The organism is Rhizobium sp. BT-226, assembly GCF_025847085.2.
Lineage (GTDB): Bacteria > Pseudomonadota > Alphaproteobacteria > Rhizobiales > Rhizobiaceae > Rhizobium > Rhizobium sophorae.
The window spans coordinates 1,334,389-1,351,697 of the sequence record NZ_JAOYTI010000002.1 but is presented as its reverse complement, the minus strand read 5'-3'; the positions used below and the strand labels follow the sequence as shown (position 1 = coordinate 1,351,697).

The 17,309-nt window shown below is 60.9% G+C and carries 20 protein-coding genes; 11 read left to right on the top strand and 9 right to left on the bottom strand.

Features of this window, described 5'->3' with window-relative positions; all coding sequences use genetic code 11:
* Positions 1 to 74: 74 nt before the first annotated feature.
* Positions 75 to 428, top strand: coding sequence for an ADP-ribosylation/crystallin J1 (locus tag OIU37_RS16885; RefSeq protein ID WP_171601763.1), 354 nt, complete (start codon positions 75 to 77; stop codon positions 426 to 428).
* Between the two features lie 132 nt (positions 429 to 560).
* Here OIU37_RS16885 and OIU37_RS16880 read toward each other — a convergent pair whose 3' ends face one another.
* Entirely contained in the window at positions 561 to 1,229 is a 669-nt protein-coding gene (locus tag OIU37_RS16880) for a TetR/AcrR family transcriptional regulator (RefSeq protein ID WP_171601762.1), read from the bottom strand.
* Between the two features lie 81 nt (positions 1,230 to 1,310).
* On the opposite strand from OIU37_RS16880, the gene OIU37_RS16875 reads away from it, so the two are divergent.
* Entirely contained in the window at positions 1,311 to 2,051 is a 741-nt protein-coding gene (locus OIU37_RS16875) for an SDR family NAD(P)-dependent oxidoreductase (RefSeq protein ID WP_180693914.1), read from the top strand.
* A 144-nt stretch (positions 2,052 to 2,195) separates the two neighbouring features.
* On the opposite strand, the gene OIU37_RS16870 is transcribed toward OIU37_RS16875, so the two are convergent.
* Together OIU37_RS16870 and OIU37_RS16865 are read right to left on the bottom strand one after the other, a co-directional pair.
* Positions 2,196 to 3,011 carry an oxidoreductase gene (locus tag OIU37_RS16870; protein ID WP_264258109.1) on the bottom strand — a complete coding sequence of 272 codons (816 nt, stop codon included), beginning with the start codon at positions 3,009 to 3,011 and terminating at the stop codon, positions 2,196 to 2,198.
* Positions 3,012 to 3,190: 179 nt separating this feature from the next.
* Positions 3,191 to 3,487: a YciI family protein gene (locus OIU37_RS16865; protein ID WP_171601759.1), complete on the bottom strand. Its 297-nt coding sequence runs from the start codon at positions 3,485 to 3,487 to the stop codon at positions 3,191 to 3,193.
* 149 nt (positions 3,488 to 3,636) lie between these two features.
* On the opposite strand from OIU37_RS16865, the gene OIU37_RS16860 reads away from it, so the two are divergent.
* Positions 3,637 to 4,077: a helix-turn-helix domain-containing protein gene (locus tag OIU37_RS16860; RefSeq protein ID WP_182210742.1), complete on the top strand. Its 441-nt coding sequence runs from the start codon at positions 3,637 to 3,639 to the stop codon at positions 4,075 to 4,077.
* A gap of 63 nt (positions 4,078 to 4,140) precedes the next feature.
* Here the strand turns inward: OIU37_RS16860 and OIU37_RS16855 are convergent, their stop codons facing one another.
* Positions 4,141 to 4,737 (bottom strand): TetR/AcrR family transcriptional regulator, encoded by a 597-nt coding sequence (locus tag OIU37_RS16855; protein ID WP_180693912.1) that lies wholly within the window; start codon positions 4,735 to 4,737, stop codon positions 4,141 to 4,143.
* Positions 4,738 to 4,790: 53 nt separating this feature from the next.
* Between OIU37_RS16855 and OIU37_RS16850 the strand changes: the two genes are divergently transcribed.
* Positions 4,791 to 5,030 carry an SDR family oxidoreductase gene (locus OIU37_RS16850; protein ID WP_319004733.1) on the top strand — a complete coding sequence of 80 codons (240 nt, stop codon included), beginning with the start codon at positions 4,791 to 4,793 and terminating at the stop codon, positions 5,028 to 5,030.
* Positions 5,031 to 5,080: 50 nt separating this feature from the next.
* Positions 5,081 to 6,046 carry an SDR family NAD(P)-dependent oxidoreductase gene (locus tag OIU37_RS16845; protein WP_264258108.1) on the top strand — a complete coding sequence of 322 codons (966 nt, stop codon included), beginning with the start codon at positions 5,081 to 5,083 and terminating at the stop codon, positions 6,044 to 6,046.
* Positions 6,047 to 6,099: 53 nt separating this feature from the next.
* Here the strand turns inward: OIU37_RS16845 and OIU37_RS16840 are convergent, their stop codons facing one another.
* From OIU37_RS16840 to OIU37_RS16830, 3 genes are all read right to left on the bottom strand, one after another.
* The gene (locus OIU37_RS16840) at positions 6,100 to 7,644 is read right to left on the bottom strand and encodes a bifunctional diguanylate cyclase/phosphodiesterase (protein WP_264258107.1); all 1,545 of its coding nucleotides are present in this window, start codon (positions 7,642 to 7,644) and stop codon (positions 6,100 to 6,102) included.
* A 563-nt stretch (positions 7,645 to 8,207) separates the two neighbouring features.
* Entirely contained in the window at positions 8,208 to 8,882 is a 675-nt protein-coding gene (locus OIU37_RS16835) for a hypothetical protein (protein WP_264258106.1), read from the bottom strand.
* 84 nt (positions 8,883 to 8,966) lie between these two features.
* Positions 8,967 to 10,499, bottom strand: a complete 1,533-nt coding sequence (locus OIU37_RS16830; RefSeq protein WP_168307881.1) for a winged helix-turn-helix domain-containing protein — start codon at positions 10,497 to 10,499, stop codon at positions 8,967 to 8,969.
* A gap of 118 nt (positions 10,500 to 10,617) precedes the next feature.
* Here OIU37_RS16830 and OIU37_RS16825 point away from each other — a divergent pair, with 118 nt between their 5' ends.
* On the top strand, positions 10,618 to 11,052 hold the full coding sequence (locus tag OIU37_RS16825) for a cupin domain-containing protein (RefSeq protein WP_168314566.1): 435 nt from the start codon (positions 10,618 to 10,620) through the stop codon (positions 11,050 to 11,052).
* A 20-nt stretch (positions 11,053 to 11,072) separates the two neighbouring features.
* A complete protein-coding gene (locus tag OIU37_RS16820) occupies positions 11,073 to 11,555 on the top strand; it encodes a RidA family protein (RefSeq protein WP_168307879.1) in 483 nt (160 codons plus the stop codon).
* Between the two features lie 4 nt (positions 11,556 to 11,559).
* On the opposite strand, the gene OIU37_RS16815 is transcribed toward OIU37_RS16820, so the two are convergent.
* Both OIU37_RS16815 and OIU37_RS16810 read right to left on the bottom strand, forming a co-directional pair.
* Positions 11,560 to 12,036 (bottom strand): RbsD/FucU family protein, encoded by a 477-nt coding sequence (locus OIU37_RS16815; RefSeq protein ID WP_182210672.1) that lies wholly within the window; start codon positions 12,034 to 12,036, stop codon positions 11,560 to 11,562.
* Positions 12,020 to 13,267 carry an ROK family transcriptional regulator gene (locus OIU37_RS16810; protein ID WP_182210674.1) on the bottom strand — a complete coding sequence of 416 codons (1,248 nt, stop codon included), beginning with the start codon at positions 13,265 to 13,267 and terminating at the stop codon, positions 12,020 to 12,022. The genes OIU37_RS16815 and OIU37_RS16810 overlap by 17 nt, the downstream gene beginning before the upstream one ends.
* Before the next feature lie 225 nt (positions 13,268 to 13,492).
* Between OIU37_RS16810 and OIU37_RS16805 the strand changes: the two genes are divergently transcribed.
* The 4 genes from OIU37_RS16805 (at position 13,493) to OIU37_RS16790 (ending at position 17,147) form a co-directional block, all read left to right on the top strand.
* A complete protein-coding gene (locus OIU37_RS16805; RefSeq protein WP_182210676.1) occupies positions 13,493 to 14,512 on the top strand; it encodes a sugar ABC transporter substrate-binding protein in 1,020 nt (339 codons plus the stop codon).
* 156 nt (positions 14,513 to 14,668) lie between these two features.
* Positions 14,669 to 15,733: an ABC transporter permease gene (locus OIU37_RS16800; RefSeq protein ID WP_182210678.1), complete on the top strand. Its 1,065-nt coding sequence runs from the start codon at positions 14,669 to 14,671 to the stop codon at positions 15,731 to 15,733.
* 2 nt (positions 15,734 to 15,735) lie between these two features.
* A complete protein-coding gene (locus tag OIU37_RS16795; RefSeq protein WP_180693908.1) occupies positions 15,736 to 16,518 on the top strand; it encodes an ATP-binding cassette domain-containing protein in 783 nt (260 codons plus the stop codon).
* Positions 16,515 to 17,147 carry a nucleoside triphosphate hydrolase gene (locus OIU37_RS16790; protein ID WP_264258105.1) on the top strand — a complete coding sequence of 211 codons (633 nt, stop codon included), beginning with the start codon at positions 16,515 to 16,517 and terminating at the stop codon, positions 17,145 to 17,147. The genes OIU37_RS16795 and OIU37_RS16790 overlap by 4 nt, the downstream gene beginning before the upstream one ends.
* Positions 17,148 to 17,309: the final 162 nt, after the last annotated feature.

The following is a 17,309-nucleotide window of genomic DNA, read 5'->3' as shown; positions in this document are numbered from 1 at the left end:
GAAGATCAACCGTTTGAATGACGTCCAAAGGCTGGCTCGCTGAGAGACTGTCGGATTGCCGCAGAGAGAAGAACATGAGCAAAGATATCGAGACCGTGACCCTATGGCGTCCGGTCGGGCCTGAGGAACTGGCGCTTATTCGCGATCTCGACATGCGCGGATTTCCTCCGCGCTTGCCCGACCAGCCGATCTTCTATCCCGTGCTGTCGGAAGATTATGCCGTGAAGATCGCGCGCGACTGGAATGTACCGAGGAGCGGGTCAGGCTTCGTGACGAAGTTTGACGTGAGAAAGGATTACCTCGACGGCTATGCGGTCCAGGAAGCGGGCGGCCGGGCGCATCTCGAATACTGGATACCTGCAGAGGAGATGGATCAGTTCAACGCAGCGATCGTCGGAACGATTGAGGTCACGAAGACGTTTCCGTAACCGTTTCCTGTTCTTCGCGAATGGTGCGCTTCGGCTTGGCCGATGCAAGCGCCGTTGCTCCCGCGGTCCCGCGAAGCTTCCGCGACCAAAAGGTGACACAGGAGCATCCGCGTAACGATATTCGAAACGCGGTCAGCCCAGCCTGCGCTCAGCATCCCCGGTTCGAGTGTCCCAACCCAGCATGGCCAGCTCGGCGACGGCCTCCAGTTCGCCGCGGGTCGCTTCGTCGCGGGCCAGGATCGACATGCCGTTCTGAACGGTCTGCACGAAGCGGGCGAGTGCGTGGACGTCGGTCGAGACTGGAATTTCGCCTGCTGATATCGCCTGGTTCAGGCGCAGCTTCAGGCGCTCGAGCGTGACGGCGCGGGCGGCTCGTACGAGTTCGCCGAGTTCCGCGTGGCCCTCGCTGCCGACCGAAGAGAGCGCCACCATGCAGCCGCGGGGAATATCCACGACACAGCCGGTCAGGGCAGCGGCCGAATCCATCAGAAACGACCTCACCGCCTCACGGGCCGTGCCTGCGGAAAAGAAGCCGGCCCAGACGAGCGCCTCGTTGTTGTCGCGATAGTGGCGCAACGCCTCGGCATAGAGCGCCTCCTTCGAGCCGAATGCCGCGTAGAGACTCGGCGATCCGATCCCCATCGCCTCGGTGAGGTCGGCGATCGATGTCGCCTCGAAGCCCTTGATCCAGAACAGGCGGGTCGCCTGCGCCAGGGCGGCTTCCCGATCGAACGCTCGCGGCCTCCCGCGACTGCGGGCAGGGGTTTCATTGACGTGCGACATCTCATCCGATTTTTGCATCGATCATTATATAAACCCATTGACACCCCATCGCAACGTGCATAGCTATTTATGTGTCGATCACTACAGAAAGAGAAGATCATGACAGAACTGGCTGGAAAGCGTGCCCTCGTCACGGGTGGCTCGCGTGGCATTGGCGCCGCCATCGCATTGGCGCTTGCAGACAAAGGCGCTGATGTCGCCATCACTTATGAGCGTTCGGCCGATCGCGCCGCCGACGTCGTGCGGGCTATCGAGCGCAAGGGCCGCAAGGCGCTTGCCATCCAGGCCGACAGCGCCGATCCGGCGGCCGTGAAGCGCTCGGTTGACGAGGCGGCCCAAGCACTTGGCGGTCTCGACATTCTCGTCAACAATGCCGCAATCGCGCTTTACGGTGCGATCGCCGATGTCAGCGTCGAGCAGATCGATGCGCTGCTGGACGTCAATGTGCGGTCGCCTCTGCTGGCTTCGCAGGCCGCCATTCCCTATCTGCAGGCGGGAGGCCGCGTCATCACGATCGGCTCGGTCGGCGCCGAACGCATCGTCGGTGACACCGGCACGGTCTATTTCATGACAAAATCCGCGCTCCACTCGTTTACCCGCGGCCTCGCGCGGGAACTCGGATCTCGCGATATCACCGTAAATCTGGTCCAGCCGGGTTCGACCGACACCGAAATGAATCCCGCCAACGGCGACTTCGCCGACTTCCAGCGTGCCCTGATCCCACTTGGCCGTTACGGCGAGCCGGAAGATGTGGCGGCGGCTGTGGCTTTCCTCGCAAGCCCCGCTGCAAGGCACATCACAGGAACCATCCTCACAGTGGATGGCGGCTTGAACACCTGAATCGGGATCTGTTGCCTCGCGCCTGCAAGACATGGGGGTCGAGAGAGAGCGGTCCCTTCGAATGCGAGCCGATCGCTATTAGTGTCTTGCCTGCGTCTCGTGCCGGATACCGGCATGAGACGCATTGTTGAGCCGCAGCCTGTGTCAGACTGGCAGCTTCATCTGCTTGCGCAGGCTCTTGTCGAATGCACTGGCGGGAACGAAGCGGCGCAGGAAGTGCAGTTGACGGGCGGCTTTGCTGGCGGGATAGCGCAGTTTCGGCGATTTCGCGGTGGCTGCCTTGACGACCGCTTCGCCAACCGCTTCGGGCGCATCGCCTGCTTTGATGGCGCTGTTCCAGACAGAATTCATCGTTTTGCGGGCTCCATCGTAGACGCCAATCATCCGGTCGGGCGGCGTTGAGTTATGGTCGAGAGCCGTGCGGGTAAATGCCGGTTCGACAAGCAAAACGCGGATCCCCAACGAGCGGACTTCATGGTCGAGGGATTCGGAGTAGCCTTCAACGGCATGTTTCGTAGCAGTATAGAGCGCGCTGAACGGGCTCGGAATAAAGCCAACGACCGAGCTGATGTTGATGATGCGGCCGCTGCGCTGGTTTCGCATGATCGGCAAAACCTCGTTCGTGACGCGAATGATACCGAAGACGTTCAGGTCGAAGAGCGCCTGAGCTTGTTCGACGGAAGACTCTTCCGCTCCGCCGATCAGCGCGCCGCCGGCATTGTTGACAAGCAGGTCGATCCGGCCAGCCTGTTTCATGATCTCGGCGATCATGCTGGCGACGGATTGACCGTCCGTCACATCGCAGGTCAACATCGTAATGCCATTGGCCGAGCCGACTGTCGCCTTGCGGCTGGTTCCGAAGACGCGGTAGCCCGCGGTTACCAAAGCCTTTGCGGTGGCGCGGCCGATACCGGCCGCTGCACCTGTGACGACGGCGACGCCCCTATTGTTGCTGCTCATTTCAATTTTCCTTTGGTACCGCCAAGAGCGATGGGTTGTGGGATATTTTGGTCGTCGTTTTCAGGTCGGATGGCGTGATGAGACCATCCGTTCGAACCCGGGTTGTTGGGGATAGAGGGTGACTTGTTCAGCAGGTGAGCGCTGGCGAAAGCCCTTTGGAAATCAGCGCCAATGCAGCGTCAGCCGCGCGCCTTTAGATGGAGCATCGGATGATGTTCATAATAGCCGGCGCCGTTTTTCACGATGGGATCTTCCGAGGTGATCGCCTCGATGTCTTGATCATCGGCAATCTGGTAAAGCGAGACACCGTAGCCGCCGGCAGGATCCATCACCGGACCATGGGCGACGATCTTTCCCTCATCGAGAAGCGCATCCAGAAAAATCCCGTGCTGCTTCAGCCATTCCTGCTCGTCGGCAGACATGGTCGCCAGAAAGTCTGTGCGCGGCGGAATGTATTTGCAGAGGTAGTATTTCATGATTTGGCTCCTCAGTTGACGTCCTAAAGACGATAGCGACGCCCATCGACTGACCCTGCCTGCATTTGGATCGTCCTTTGCGGTGGAATATCGTTCCGCATTCAGTTACTATCAATTTACAACTAAGTCACTATCAAAAAGATATCAATATGAAGAATCTTTCAAACCAGCCCTGTCTGATTGCCCGTAGCCTCGCCTTGGTGGGTGATGCTTGGAGTATGCTGATCATGCGCGATGCTCATGCCGGGTCGACCCGCTTCGACGCGTTCCGCAAGAGTCTGGGCATAGCACCGACCATGTTGACCAGTCGGCTGGCGGCTCTGACAGAGGAGGGGCTCCTGGAGAAACGGCGTTATTCTGAGCGGCCGCCCCGGGATGAGTATGTCCTGACAGAAGCGGGTCAGGATTTCCTGCCGGTGCTGTTTGCTCTCGGCGCCTGGGGCCGGAAGCACCGTGCCGGTGGCGATGTCACCCAATTTTTCGATGAAGAGACGGGAACCGAGATCGATCCGGTAACCATAGACCGTGTAACCGGCGCACCGATCGGTAGCCGCCCCATTCGCATCGTTATGCCTAAATCCGGCGCGTAGGCCTTTGAGGGTGGGGACATCTTCCCCGCCTTTAGTTTGCCTCCGTCGCGTAACACCGTGATATCAAAGTGTGAAACGGCCGGTCGGCCAGGTGGACAGCGCTTGTTCGACAACGGCCTCCAGCATCTCACGGCTGAACCCGGCTTTGGCCTGCACCGCCATGCCATGCGTGAGAGCCATCACGAAAGCTGCAAGGGCATCGGCTTTGGCCGTCTCCGGCAAGTCGCCCTCGGCCTTTGCCCGTTCGAAGCGTTCACGAAGCTGCGCCTGACCAGCCGCACGGAAATCGATCAACGCTTGCCGCACAGGTTCGGCGTCATCCGATCCCGCCACGGCGCCATTGATGCCGAGGCATCCGGTATGGTCGGGATAACGCGTATTGAGATCGGCTGCGTTGAAGAGGATATGTGCAGCAACTTGACGCGACGTGGGCAGCTGCAGCGCCTCCGGAATATAGTGCAGGAATCGCTCGGAATAGCGATCGAGGGCCAGGCGGAAGAGGGCTTCCTTGTTGCCGAATGCAGAATAGAGGGCGGGTCTCTCGACGCCGGCAGCCTCGGTCAGGTCGGTATAGGAGGCGCCCTCGTAGCCCTTGCGCCAGAAGACGCATAAAGCGGCATCGAGCGCTTTCTCCACATCGAATTCGCGATGGCGTCCCATCAGGTCAATCCAGCTTATTTCATAATGACCGTTACTAAACCGGTTGACAGCGCATGTCAAATTTCCTACCGATTGTTATCGTAATGAATGTTATGAAATCTGAGGGGGTGCGGACCGACATGCCGGCAGAGGTGCTGGGCGAGGGTGTCCCCGAGGCGCTCATGAACCTGCACGCCATTCGACGGATTGCGACGCTTGAGGAGGTGTCTGCCCTCATCTGTCATCTGGCAGGGCCGAACGGCAGCTACATCACCGGTGGCGTGATCGACGTGGCCGGTGGCTTGGCAATCTGAACGTCGAAGACCAAGACGAAACTCTTACCCGCGCAATTGAAGGAAAAGAAATGACCGAGAAATTTGGTGCAAAGTCGACCGCCGACGAGGTGCTTGCCGGCGTCGATCTCAAGGGAAAGCGGTTTCTCATTACCGGCGTATCGTCAGGCATTGGGCTTGAAACCGCCCGCGCATTGGCGGCTCACGGCGCAAGCGTCGTCGGCGCGGTCAGGGACCTCGCCAAAGCCGAGCGGGTCACGGCATCGGTGCGTGACGCCGCGTCGCAAGGAGGTGGCAGCCTGGAGCTGATCGAGCTCGATCTGGCATCCCTGCAAAGCGTTCGCGCCTGTGCCGACAGGCTGTTGGCGGCCGGCCGGCCGTTCGATTCCATCATCGCCAATGCCGGCGTCATGGCAACCCCGTTCGCTCGGACGGCCGACGGCTTCGAACTCCAGTTCGGGACCAACCATCTCGGTCATTTCGCCTTGGTCAATCGGATCGAGCCGCTGCTTACCGATAACGGCCGCCTGGTGGTGCTGTCGTCCCAGGCGCATCGCGTCGCCGATGTCGACCTGGACGATCCGAATTTCGAGCGACAGGCCTACGATCCATGGCTCGCCTACGGCCGATCGAAGACGGCAACGTCTCTCTTCGCCGCGGAATTCGACACGCGGCATCGCGACCGCGGCATTCGAGCCGCCTCGGTGATGCCCGGCAATAGCCTCACAGATCTGCCCCGCCATCTCCGGCAGGAAGACTTGCAGGGCCTGTTCGAGGCCGTTGGCAAAGCCCGCGCCGAAGCCGGTCTTCCGCCGGCAGAGCTGAAAGACATCCCGCAGGTGGCGGCAACGTCGATCTGGGCCGCAGTCGTGGCTGATAAGGACGAAATCGGTGGACATTATCTCGAAGATTGCGCGGTCGCGCCGATCAATGACACGCCCAACCCCTTTGCCGACGGCGTCAGGTCCTATGCGCTCGACGCCGACAAGGCCAAGCGACTTTGGGCGAAAAGTGAGGAATTGATAAGTGTAACTTGAAGTCGGTAAGCTCGTATCGGCTCTCATTCAGAGCCGACATACCGCGGCCCCCATCAACCGCGTTGCAAAATTCTGGCGCTGACCTGGCCTGTGGCAAGCTCCGCGACCGGCGCTGGCCTGCCAAGCAGATACCCTTGGCCGATGTCGCAACCCAGGTCCTGAAGCCGCTGAAGCTGGCTCTCCTCTTCGATACCCTCGGCCGTTATCGTCACGCCAAGTCCCACACCGAGAGCGATGATCGCCTTGATCACCTTGTCTTGCTTGTCATTGGTCCCGAATGAGGAGACGAAACTCCTGTCGATCTTGATCTTGTCGAACCGGTAGTTGGATAATTGTGAGAGGCTGGAATAACCTGTTCCAAAGTCGTCGAGAGCAATCCTGACGCCTGCGTTCACCAGATCGTCGAGCACGATTCGTGCCGTGACGGCATCTTGGATGATGGCGCTCTCCGTCACCTCAAGCTCGATCCGATGCGCGGGCAGACCGACATCGCCCAATATCTTGAGAATTCGCAGCCCCAGTAGTCGGTCGCTCAGTTGGATCGGAGAAAGGTTGAATGACAGGACAAGCTCACTTGGCCACGAAAGCGCATCGGTGCAGGCGTGGCGAAGCAGTTGGTCGGTCAATTCGACGATCAGGCCGGCTTCCTCTGCCACAGGAATGAACTCGTTCGGTGGGATGAATTCGCCGGAGGCCGTCTTCCAGCGTGCCAGGGCCTCGAAGCCGATAATCCTATTCGTCTTCAGGTCTACGAGAGGTTGATAGTAGGGAACGATCTCAGCCTTCTTGATGGCTGCTCTCAGATCCGCTTCCACCCGAACCCGCTTCGCCAACTCGTCCTGCATCGAAGACACGAAGGGCTTCACCAGATTGCGCCCCTGCTTTTTCGCCACATACATCGCACAGTCTGAATGTCGAATGACTTGACTGAGGTCATCGCCGTTCTCCGGATAAAGCGCGAAGCCGACACTGGCGCCGAGGTCGACGGCGACGCCATTGAATGTGAACGGTTTGCCGATCACGGTCACTATGCGGTTCCCCAACGCGACAAGATCGGGATTTCCAGCGCGCCGCGCCAGAACAACGAACTCGTCTCCGCCAAGGCGGAAAACATGCTCACGCGGAAAGAGGGAAGAGAGCCGCTGGGCAACAGTCTTCAGCACCGCATCACCGTGATCGTGCCCGAGGAGATCGTTGATCTTCTTGAAGCCGTCGAGATCGATGCTGAACACGGCGTAGGTTTCTTCCCTTTGATCGGTCATCGCCTGCGCGCATACGGAATCCAGAAATCTGCGGTTGGGCAGCTCGGTCAGCGTGTCGTGACAGGCAATCCAGTCTACATTCTTTTCGGCCTGCAGCCTGCGATGAACCTCCCTCGAAAGATCCCGGATTCTCAGCGCGGAATAAATGAGCCCGAGAAACCCGGAAATATTCAGGGCGAGGAGCGCGTGATCCAGCGGATAGTCATGATGCTTCTCGATGAACCCATCCAGCTCTTCGTGCCATTGGAGCAGCCAAGATAGGCAGAAGAGAAGCAGGAAGATCGCGAGCCAGGCAACAATCTCCATCTGCGGTCTTGTTGGTTGGATGCGAGGCATATGAACAGGCTCCTGTTGTGTGAAGAGCCGTCATGGCCAGTTTGGTACGCGCGCATCACCGAATGCCGATGACGGATGGCGCAACGTCACGGCATCGGTGGTCCCAGGCCGTGATCGAAGACCGCCTCAATTCATTCGGGCGGAATTAAGATGGCCGATATCGCAGTGGCTGGTGAAGCCGCGCGGCACCGACACATCCCAAAGATCGTGCGCTTGGTAGGTTAATGGTGGGTTGCCTTTACCAACGCACGGGAGTTTCGCTGCGCACAATGGATATCTTTGCCGTAAATCGGATGAGGATTCGGTTCCTGTCCATCGGTCGCCGCAATCTCCCGTTCTTTCGAACGGTTGAAGAATCCGCCGGGGGATCGGCATCGAACCGACCGCTGTCGGACCCAATCCAGATAACAATCGCCAACGCGTTTATAGCACTGCGCCTCTTTTCGGACGTGCAGGGGACGTTGCAGCACTTTGAGTAGGCAGGAGAGAGGGAGGAAACTCCCTGGCTAATACACGAAGGGATCCCGGTCGCCGGATGGGTGCAGGGCGCATCCCGGAGCCGATCAATCTGCCAGCATCGTATCCGCCAGGCTATAGCAGTGGCTCGCCTGATAGGCGTTCCGACCTCGGTTCATGTGCGTCACATTGAAAGTCCGAATGGCGCGCAGGATGCGGCGCTCCGCGAGGAATTTACGGATCGAGGCCGAGCCTCGCACAGTGATGCCGAAAATGTCCTCGCCCCGCGGAAAAAAGTAACCGACGTCTCCGGGCGTCGCGACGCAGTTCTCGAGAAAAGGCTTGTCCACGTCGCCCTGCGCGGGTGAATGATCCGTGGTGAAATGCGAAAGATGCACCAGGAATCGTGCACGCAGGCCCTCGCCGTCGGCGTAGAGCGTGAAAAGCTCCATCCAGCTCGCATTAACGCGGATGAGCGGCTTGTCGGAGGTCGAGGGCAGACATGAAACTGACCAGTAGTGACGCTCGGTCTTGCGTGGGATGGGGATGCAGGCCTGCCCGTAAACCCCGAGAATTTCCAGAACGTCTTGCGCCTGCGGGCGATGAAGCAGCTTCTCGAACCGGGCGACGTACTTGAACCGCTGTTCCAGGGACTCCAGGCGCTCTTCGGCGTCGATCAAGTCCGCCTCGCTTTCTATCCAATCGCGCTGCTGCTCAGGATCCAGAAACTTGCGCAGACCAGTGGTGCTGCGACGAGGGGTCGTGCTCATGTCAGGTGCCATGTGAGATCCGTGTCCTCATCGTTTCACCGGCCTGATCCCGCGCGTGTCTATGCAACCGCTCGACGTCGGCTCCTGCCGGTCGTTTTAAAGTTCCGCCTCTCGCAGCAGCTCGTCCAGGCGGGTGGCCCATTCCTTGTTGCCATCTCTGAACGGACCAAGCGCATCGCCGGCAGCTTCGGGAAGGTCGCCGGCCGCCGCAGCAAAGCGGCGAGCCTGCTCACGATGTCCCACGGCCGTATGGCAGCACGCCTGAATGCGCAGAAGCGCCGGCCAGTCAGGCCGCGCCTTTAACGCCGTACGCCCCGTTTCGAGCGCGCTCTCGACGTCGCCCGAAAACAACAGTGCAAGCATCAAGAGGCTGAACCAAACCGCATTCTGCGGATCATGGGGGTTGAGTTCGAGGCCGCGAGCCAGGGGCTTGCGCGCGCCGGCCGCATCACCCCAAAAAAGACGGGCCATGCCGAGGACGAGATAGCCCAAGGCGAAACTCGAACCGAGTTCGATGGACCGTTCTGCTGCGAGGATCGCCTGGTCAGCCCTGCCTGTATAGGCCGACACAATCGCCAGCGCATAGTGCGAGTACGGGTTTCGCGCGTCGAGATAGATCGCCCGCAGGGCCGCATCCAATCCTTCCTTCCCGTCCGCGGCGGGGTTATCTGTCCAGCCGTAGGCAATGAGGCCCGCATTGACCCGTGCCCGCCAGATCTGCGCCTCTGGCAGCATGGGATCAAGCTCCGTGGCCTCACGGAAAAATCGACGTGCGACAAGGTGGGTGGACTGCGTGACCTTATGGAAATTGAATGTGCCTTGCCGTACAAGATCCCAGGCAGTGATGTTGCCGGTGTGCGGAGCGACCTGAAGCCCATGGCGCAACAGCAGCTCGGGCTCGACCGCCGCGGCAATCCGCTCGGCGATGGCGTCTTGCACCGCAAATATCTCGGCCACCTGAAGATCGTAATGTTCGGACCAGACGGTGGCGCCTTTCGCTGTGTCGGCGAGGTGCACCGATATCCGGATTTGATCGCGGGTATACCGGATAGCTCCATCCACTAGAAAATCGACGCCAAGTTCGCGCGCGATAGATTGCGGATCCCTCAAGCCATTCCTCCTTGTGAAACTCGCCCCACGTGGCGTGACGCGGAACCATCTGAACCGAACGAGCGCCATGATCAGGTCGTCGGTGATGCCGTCGGCCAGATACTGTCTTTCAGCATCGCCGCCGAGATTTTCGAGCGGCAGTACCGCAATCGCCGGGATCGAACCGGTCTGCGCATGCCATCCGCTATCGGCTGCGTCGGTCCGGCTCTCCACTGGGCCGGAGAATCTGTACCCGACCCGCGGAACGGTGACGATCCATTCGCTGCCGTCTGATGCAGGGCCGAGCAGCTTACGAAGGGCAGCAATCTGAACGGAAAGATTGCTTTCCTCGACGGCCAATCCCGGCCAAACGGCATCCATCAGGGCCGACTTGGAGACGACACCCCCCTGTGCCGAAAGCAGAACGGCAAGCAGCGAAGCACCTCGGGCGCCGATAGCGACAGGCCTATTGTCGCGAAACAGGCATCCGTTCTCGGCAATGAACTCGAAGTGGCCGAAGGCAAGGTGCTGGGTGTTCATGGCCGGGAATGATACCCCGATTTCGCAGCTTTTCGGAATTTTTCGGCTCGGCTTCAGGACTTGCGTCGGCTGAGCGCGCAGATTCTGCTTCAGTGCAACGGTTGAAGTGGTGAGAGCAATGAAGAACGAAGCAACGCAACCGAAAAATCCGCATGTATTAACCGCGAAAGTCGTACGCGGGAGCGGCAGCCATGTCGCCGAGCAGGGGTCAGTCTATCGCTCGGGCGTCTCGGCGGAAAGCGTCGGATCAACCATGCTGTGGCTCGGGACGATTTCGCTACCCGCAGGCAGAAGAACCAGGGCTCATCGCCATGAGGGACACGAGACCGCCCTTCTCATGACCGCGGGCCGGGAGATCGAGATCTGGTCGGGGTCGGAGCTCGAACAGTGCGAATTGGTCCACGCCGGCGACTATCTCTTCATTCCGGCCGGCGTTCCCCATGTGGCCGTCAATCGCAGCACCGAAAACGCCGAGTTCCTCGGTGCCCGCAATGACCCGGCAGCCAACGAGAGCGTCGTTCTGATGCCGGAGCTCGACAACATCGTACCTTGACCCATGCCGGGAGGTGCGCCATGGCCGTCATCGAACAACGTCTGGCCGAAATGGGTCTGGAATTGCCCGAACCTTTGAAAGTTCGCGAAGGGTTGCGAATGCCCTTCGTCTGGGTGCGGGTGCGCGGCAACCGCGCCTACATTTCGGGTCACGTCGCGTGCAACCGCGATGGGACATTGGCAACCCCGCTTGGTAAGGTCGGAGGGGAGGTCTCGCCAGAGCAGGGTTACGCGTCGGCCCGGCTCGTTGCCCTGGCCCATCTCGCCAGCCTCAAACGTGCTGTCGGAGACCTTGATCGTGTCACGGCTTGGTTGCGCGTCTTCGCCATGGTAAATGTTGCTCCGGGTTTCGATGAGACGCCGCTGGTCACAAACGGCTATTCCGATCTGATACTGGAGCTGTACGGGCCCAATGTTGGCGCCCACGCCCGCTCGTCCATCGGCATGGCCATCCCTTTGAATGCGCCCGTAAACTGTGAAGCGGAAGTCGAAATCGACGGGTGACCCGCTAATAGACGAACGGATCCACCTCGGCCGCCGCATGGGCGTCCGCTTCCTTGGGATAGATCACCCCCTTGCGCAGGATGATATTGGCATAGAGCCTGGGCTCGCCGGTCTGGATCACCGCATGGGCAGTCTTCACCCGTCCGTAGAAATCCTGGCCGATCAGCGGCACCACCTGCCGGTGCGGCTCGTGGCGCGCGCAGCAGTCGATCATCTCCTCATGCACGGGGTCGAGCTTGTCGCGCTCGGCCTTGACGGTCGAACGGAAGATTGCTTCCGCCACGAAATCGTCGATCGGCAACACGCTGAGCACGGCGTTGAGAACCGGGATGAGGCGGTGGCCGTCGAGCCGGATCAGCCGGCGGGCATGTTCGACGCCCGGATAATTGCCGTCGACGATGGCGATCTCGTCGCCGTGGCCCATGGCGCGAAGCGTAAAAAGCAGCTCCGGGCTCAACAGCGGATCAAGTCCTTTCAGCATGGTCTACCTCCTTGAAGAGTACGTTCTGGTCGGTGAGGTAACGCGCGAAGATCGGCAGGCTGGCGCCGCCGATGGCGCGCGCCTGGGCGCCGACTGCGCCCTCGATGATTTCGGGCATGACGACGCCCTGCAGGTCGAGCTTGGCGGCTTCGTCGATGGTGGCCTGAACCACGCGGCTGCGCACCCAATCGGGAAAGCCGCCGTCGATGACGGCCGCGCTGAAATCGACGATCGAGGCGGCGGCGACGATCGCCTGCGCCAGCGCTTTGGCGCTGTCCTGGATCCAGGCTTCCATCGGCTCGCCGAAATCCACCCAGCCGTCGGCCGAATACCAGAGCGGCTCGGGATCGATGCCGCGCTCGCGCAGCATGTTTTCGAGCACGAAGATCGAGGCGATTTCGAGCAACTGCTTGGTCTCGCCGTCCTTGCCGCGCACGGGCAGCGGCCCGATCGCGCCCGCCGTGCCGGTGCGGCCGGAAAAGATCGCCGAATTGAGGACGATGCCGCCGCCGATGAAGGAACCGATGAAGAAATAGACGAAATCCGGATAGGAAGGTCCGACGCCGAAGACGAGTTCGGCGCCGCAGGCGCTGGTCGCATCATTCTGCAGAAAGACCGGATGGGAGACGCGGGAGGCGATGTCGGCCTGCAGGTCGATCTCGCGCCAGACCTCCATGGCGCCGGCCGGCGCGCCCACCTCTTCGGCCCAGTTCCAGAGCTCGAAGGGGGCGGCGATGCCGAGGCCGGCAATGCGGCCGCGCTGCTTGTCGTCGAGCCGGTTTTCGAGTTCGCGGATGCCCGAGGTGACGAAGGCAAGGATCTCATCCGGCAGCGGATAGGAATAGGTCCGGTGCAGCTGCATGCGGATGCGGCCGACGAAATCCATCAGCACCAGGTCGGCGCTGCGCCGGCCCATCTTCAGGCCGAAGGAATAGACGGCGTCGGGATTGAGATGCATCGGGATCGAAGGCTGGCCGACACGGCCCCGCACCGGTTCCCCGCGCGACAGCAGTCCTTCCTTCTCCAGCACCCGCATAATGACGGAGACGGTCTGCGCCGACAGCCCGCTGCGGCGCGCGATATCGGCCTTCGACAGCGCGCCGTAGAGACGCACCAGCGACAGCACGAGCCGTTCGTTATAGGCCCGCACCCTGACCTGGTTCGCACCGCCGGCCGGATTCAGAATTGGTGGCGGGACCGGTATGTTTGCCGGTCCATCCAAGGACGACATGGCCGCTCCTCCCGATTGTTGGCCTATGCCCTAATTCGATCGAGCATGCCACATCGGATTAATAATTCAATTGGATTTATTTATTGACAAGGCGATTTCTTTTCGCTCTTAATTGCCGTCGTCAAGGGCACGGGACCGGTGGAGGCATTGCGATCCACGGCGAAGTGTCGTTCTGTAAATTCCGGCCCCGCACGGGCGGCGCCGGCAAACTCTGGGAGGAGTTCCATGAAGAAATCTGTTCTCGCTTTCGGCGCGCTCGCGCTTGGTGTCACCTTTTCCGCTCCTGTCATGGCGGCTGACGTGGCTGCCTGCCTCATCACCAAGACCGACACCAACCCCTTCTTCGTCAAGATGAAGGAAGGTGCGACGGCCAAGGCCAAGGAACTCGGCGTCTCGCTGAAGTCCTATGCCGGCAAGATCGACGGTGACAGCGAAAGCCAGGTCGCAGCGATCGAAAGCTGCATTGCCGATGGCGCAAAGGGCATCCTGATTGCTGCTTCCGACACCAAGGGCATCGTCTCTTCGGTCAAGAAGGCGCGTGAAGCCGGCCTGCTGGTCATCGCTCTCGATACGCCGCTCGAGCCGGCCGATGCCGCCGACGCCACCTTCGCCACCGACAACCTGCTCGCCGGCAAACTGATCGGCCAGTGGGCCAAGGAAACGATGGGCGACAAGGCCAAGGACGCCAAGGTCGGCTTCCTCGACCTGACCCCGTCGCAGCCGACGGTCGACGTTCTGCGCGACCAGGGCTTCATGATGGGCTTCGGCATCGATCCGAAGGACCCGAACAAGATCGGCGACGAGGACGACAAGCGCGTCGTCGGTCATGACGTGACCAACGGCAATGAAGAAGGCGGCCGCAAGGCCATGGAAAACCTTCTGCAGAAGGATCCGAGCATCAACGTCATCCACACGATCAACGAGCCGGCCGCTGTCGGCGCCTATCAGGCGCTGAAGGCCGTCGGCATGGAAAAGAACGTGCTGATCGTCTCGGTCGACGGCGGTTGCCCGGGCGTGAAATCGGTCAAGGAAGGCGTCATCGGCGCCACCTCGCAGCAATATCCGCTGCTGATGGCGTCGCTCGGCATCGAGGCGATCAAGAAGTTCGCCGACAGCGGTGAAAAGCCGAAGCCGACCGAAGGCAAGTCCTTTTTCGACACCGGCGTCTCGCTCGTCACCGACAAGCCGGTTTCCGGCGTCAAGTCGATCGACACCAAGGAAGGCACGGACAAGTGCTGGGGCTGAGCCCTGTCTGATTGAAAGCAGAGCGGCCGGGGCTTGATCCCCGGCCGTTTTCGACGGACGATGTGCCGTCGCCTCACGAGCCGGCTCAGCAAAGACCGGAAGGATATCGGTGACGGCTTCTGCGCGAGTTCGGCGCGCGGATGCGGAGGAGGAACCATGACCGGAACACAGGAATTCGAACGTGTCCTCGACGGCAGCGACAAGAGCGTTGCCTCCTTCGAGCACGAGAATATCTCGCTGATCAAGCGCGCCCAGCATTTTCTCCACTCGACGCCGGCCGCCGTGCCGCTGATCGTGCTGGTGCTGGCAATCATCATCTTCGGGATCACCATCGGTGGGCGGTTCTTCTCGTCCTACACGCTGACGCTGATCCTGCAGCAGATCGCCATCGTCGGTATTCTCGGCGCCGCCCAGACGCTGGTCATCCTGACGGCCGGTATCGATCTTTCGATCGGCGTCATCATGGTGATCTCGGCGGTCATCATGGGCAATGTCGCCATCACTTACGGCATACCGACACCGATTGCGGTCGCAGCCGGCATGCTTGTCGGCGGCCTGTGCGGATTGCTGAACGGCTTCCTCGTCGCCTACATGAAACTGCCGCCCTTCATCGTCACGCTCGGCACCTGGAATATCGTCATGGCGACGAATTTCATCTATTCCGCCAATGAGACGATCCGCGATACCGACGTCGACGAACAGGCGCCGCTGCTGCATCTTTTTGCCATGAGCTTCAAAGCCGGCACCGCCGTGCTCACCCTCGGCGTTATCGCCATGGTGCTGCTCGTCCTGTTGCTCTGGTATGTCCTCAATCACACCGCCTGGGGCCGGCATGTCTATGCGGTCGGCGACGATCCCGAGGCGGCCAAACTCTCCGGCATCCAGACCAAGAAGGTGCTGCTCACCGTCTACACGATATCGGGCGTCATCGCCGCCTTCGCCGCCTGGGTCTCGATCGGCCGCAACGGCTCGATCTCGCCGTCCTCCGCGGTGACCGATTTTAACCTCCAGGCGATCACCGCGACGGTGATCGGCGGCATCTCGCTCTTCGGCGGCCGCGGCTCCATTCTCGGCACGCTCTTCGGTGCCATGATCGTCGGCGTCGTCTCGATGGGCCTCAACATGCTCGGCGCCGACCCGCAATGGAAAGTCCTTTTGACTGGCGTGCTGATCATCGCCGCCGTCGCCATCGATCAGTGGATCAGAAAGGTTTCGGTGTAATCATGGCTCGCGAACCCCTTCTCACCGCCCGCGGTCTCGTCAAGCGTTATGGCCGCGTGACCGCCCTCGACAATGCCGATTTCGACCTCTATCCGGGTGAAATCCTCGCCGTCATCGGCGATAACGGCGCCGGCAAATCCTCGCTCATCAAGGCGATCTCCGGCGCCGTCACCCCGGACGAGGGGGTGATCACGCTGGAAGGCAAGCAGGTGCAGTTCCGCTCGCCGATGGAAGCGCGCGAGGCCGGCATCGAGACCGTCTATCAGAATCTTGCCTTGTCGCCGGCGCTGTCGATCGCCGACAACATGTTCCTCGGCCGCGAGATCCGCAAACCGGGCGTGCTTGGCTCGATGTTCCGCATGCTCGACCGGCCGGCCATGGAAAAGCTGGCGCGCAACAAGCTCACCGAACTCGGCCTGATGACCATCCAGAACATCAACCAGGCGGTGGAAACGCTCTCCGGCGGTCAGCGCCAGGGTGTCGCGGTCGCCCGCGCCGCCGCCTTCGGCTCGAAGGTCATCATCATGGATGAACCGACGGCAGCGCTCGGCGTCAAGGAAAGCCGCCGCGTGCTGGAGCTGATCCTCGACGTGCGCGCCCGCGGCCTGCCGATCGTGTTGATCTCCCACAACATGCCGCATGTCTTCGAAGTGGCCGACCGGATCCATATCCATCGTCTCGGCCGGCGGCTGACGGTGATCGATCCGAAGGAATACACCATGTCCGACGCCGTCGCCTTCATGACCGGCGCCAAGGCGGTGCCGACGGAGCCCGTCGCGGCATGACGGCGAGTGTAGACGAAATTGCCGGCGAGGTTCTGAACCGCGCCGGCAACTCCAGGCGTTTCCTTGTCGCCATCGCCGGGCCGCCGGGTGCCGGCAAATCGACCATGGCCGACAATCTGGCCAACGCCCTGAAGGCGAAAGGCGAGAGTGTCGCGGTGCTGCCCATGGATGGTTTCCACATGGACAATGCCATTCTCATCGAACGCGGCCTGCTGGCCCGCAAGGGCATTCCGGAAACCTTCGATGTGCGTGGCTTCCTGGATATCGTCCGCGCGGTTCGCCCCGCAGATCAGGAAGTTCTCGTCCCCGTCTTCGACCGCTCGCGCGAGCTTGCGATTGCCTCTGCCCGGCCGATTTCTCCCGAGGATCGTTTCATCATCATCGAAGGCAATTATCTGCTCTTCACGCAGGGCAAATGGGCTGAACTCGACGGCATCTTCGACTACACGATCATGCTCGCCCCACCAATCGAGGTGCTGGAAGAGCGCCTTTGGGATCGCTGGCGCGGCTATAAGCTGAGCGAGGAGGCCGCCAGCGCCAAGGTCTACGGCAACGACCTGCCAAACGGCCGGCTGATCCTCGAAAACCGCCGCCCGGCCGATGTGACGCTGGAGATCGCGCTGGCGTGATGCCGCGGCGATTGTTTTCATGTAAAAGCCAATGCATGTCGCCCGGAAGTGTGCAGCGCTTCCGGGATGACGACATACATGAAACAAAGAGCTAAAGCGCGTCGCATGAATCGATTTCAATGCGCCGCGCTTTAGTGCTATCGAGGCCGCAGACGCATCGCT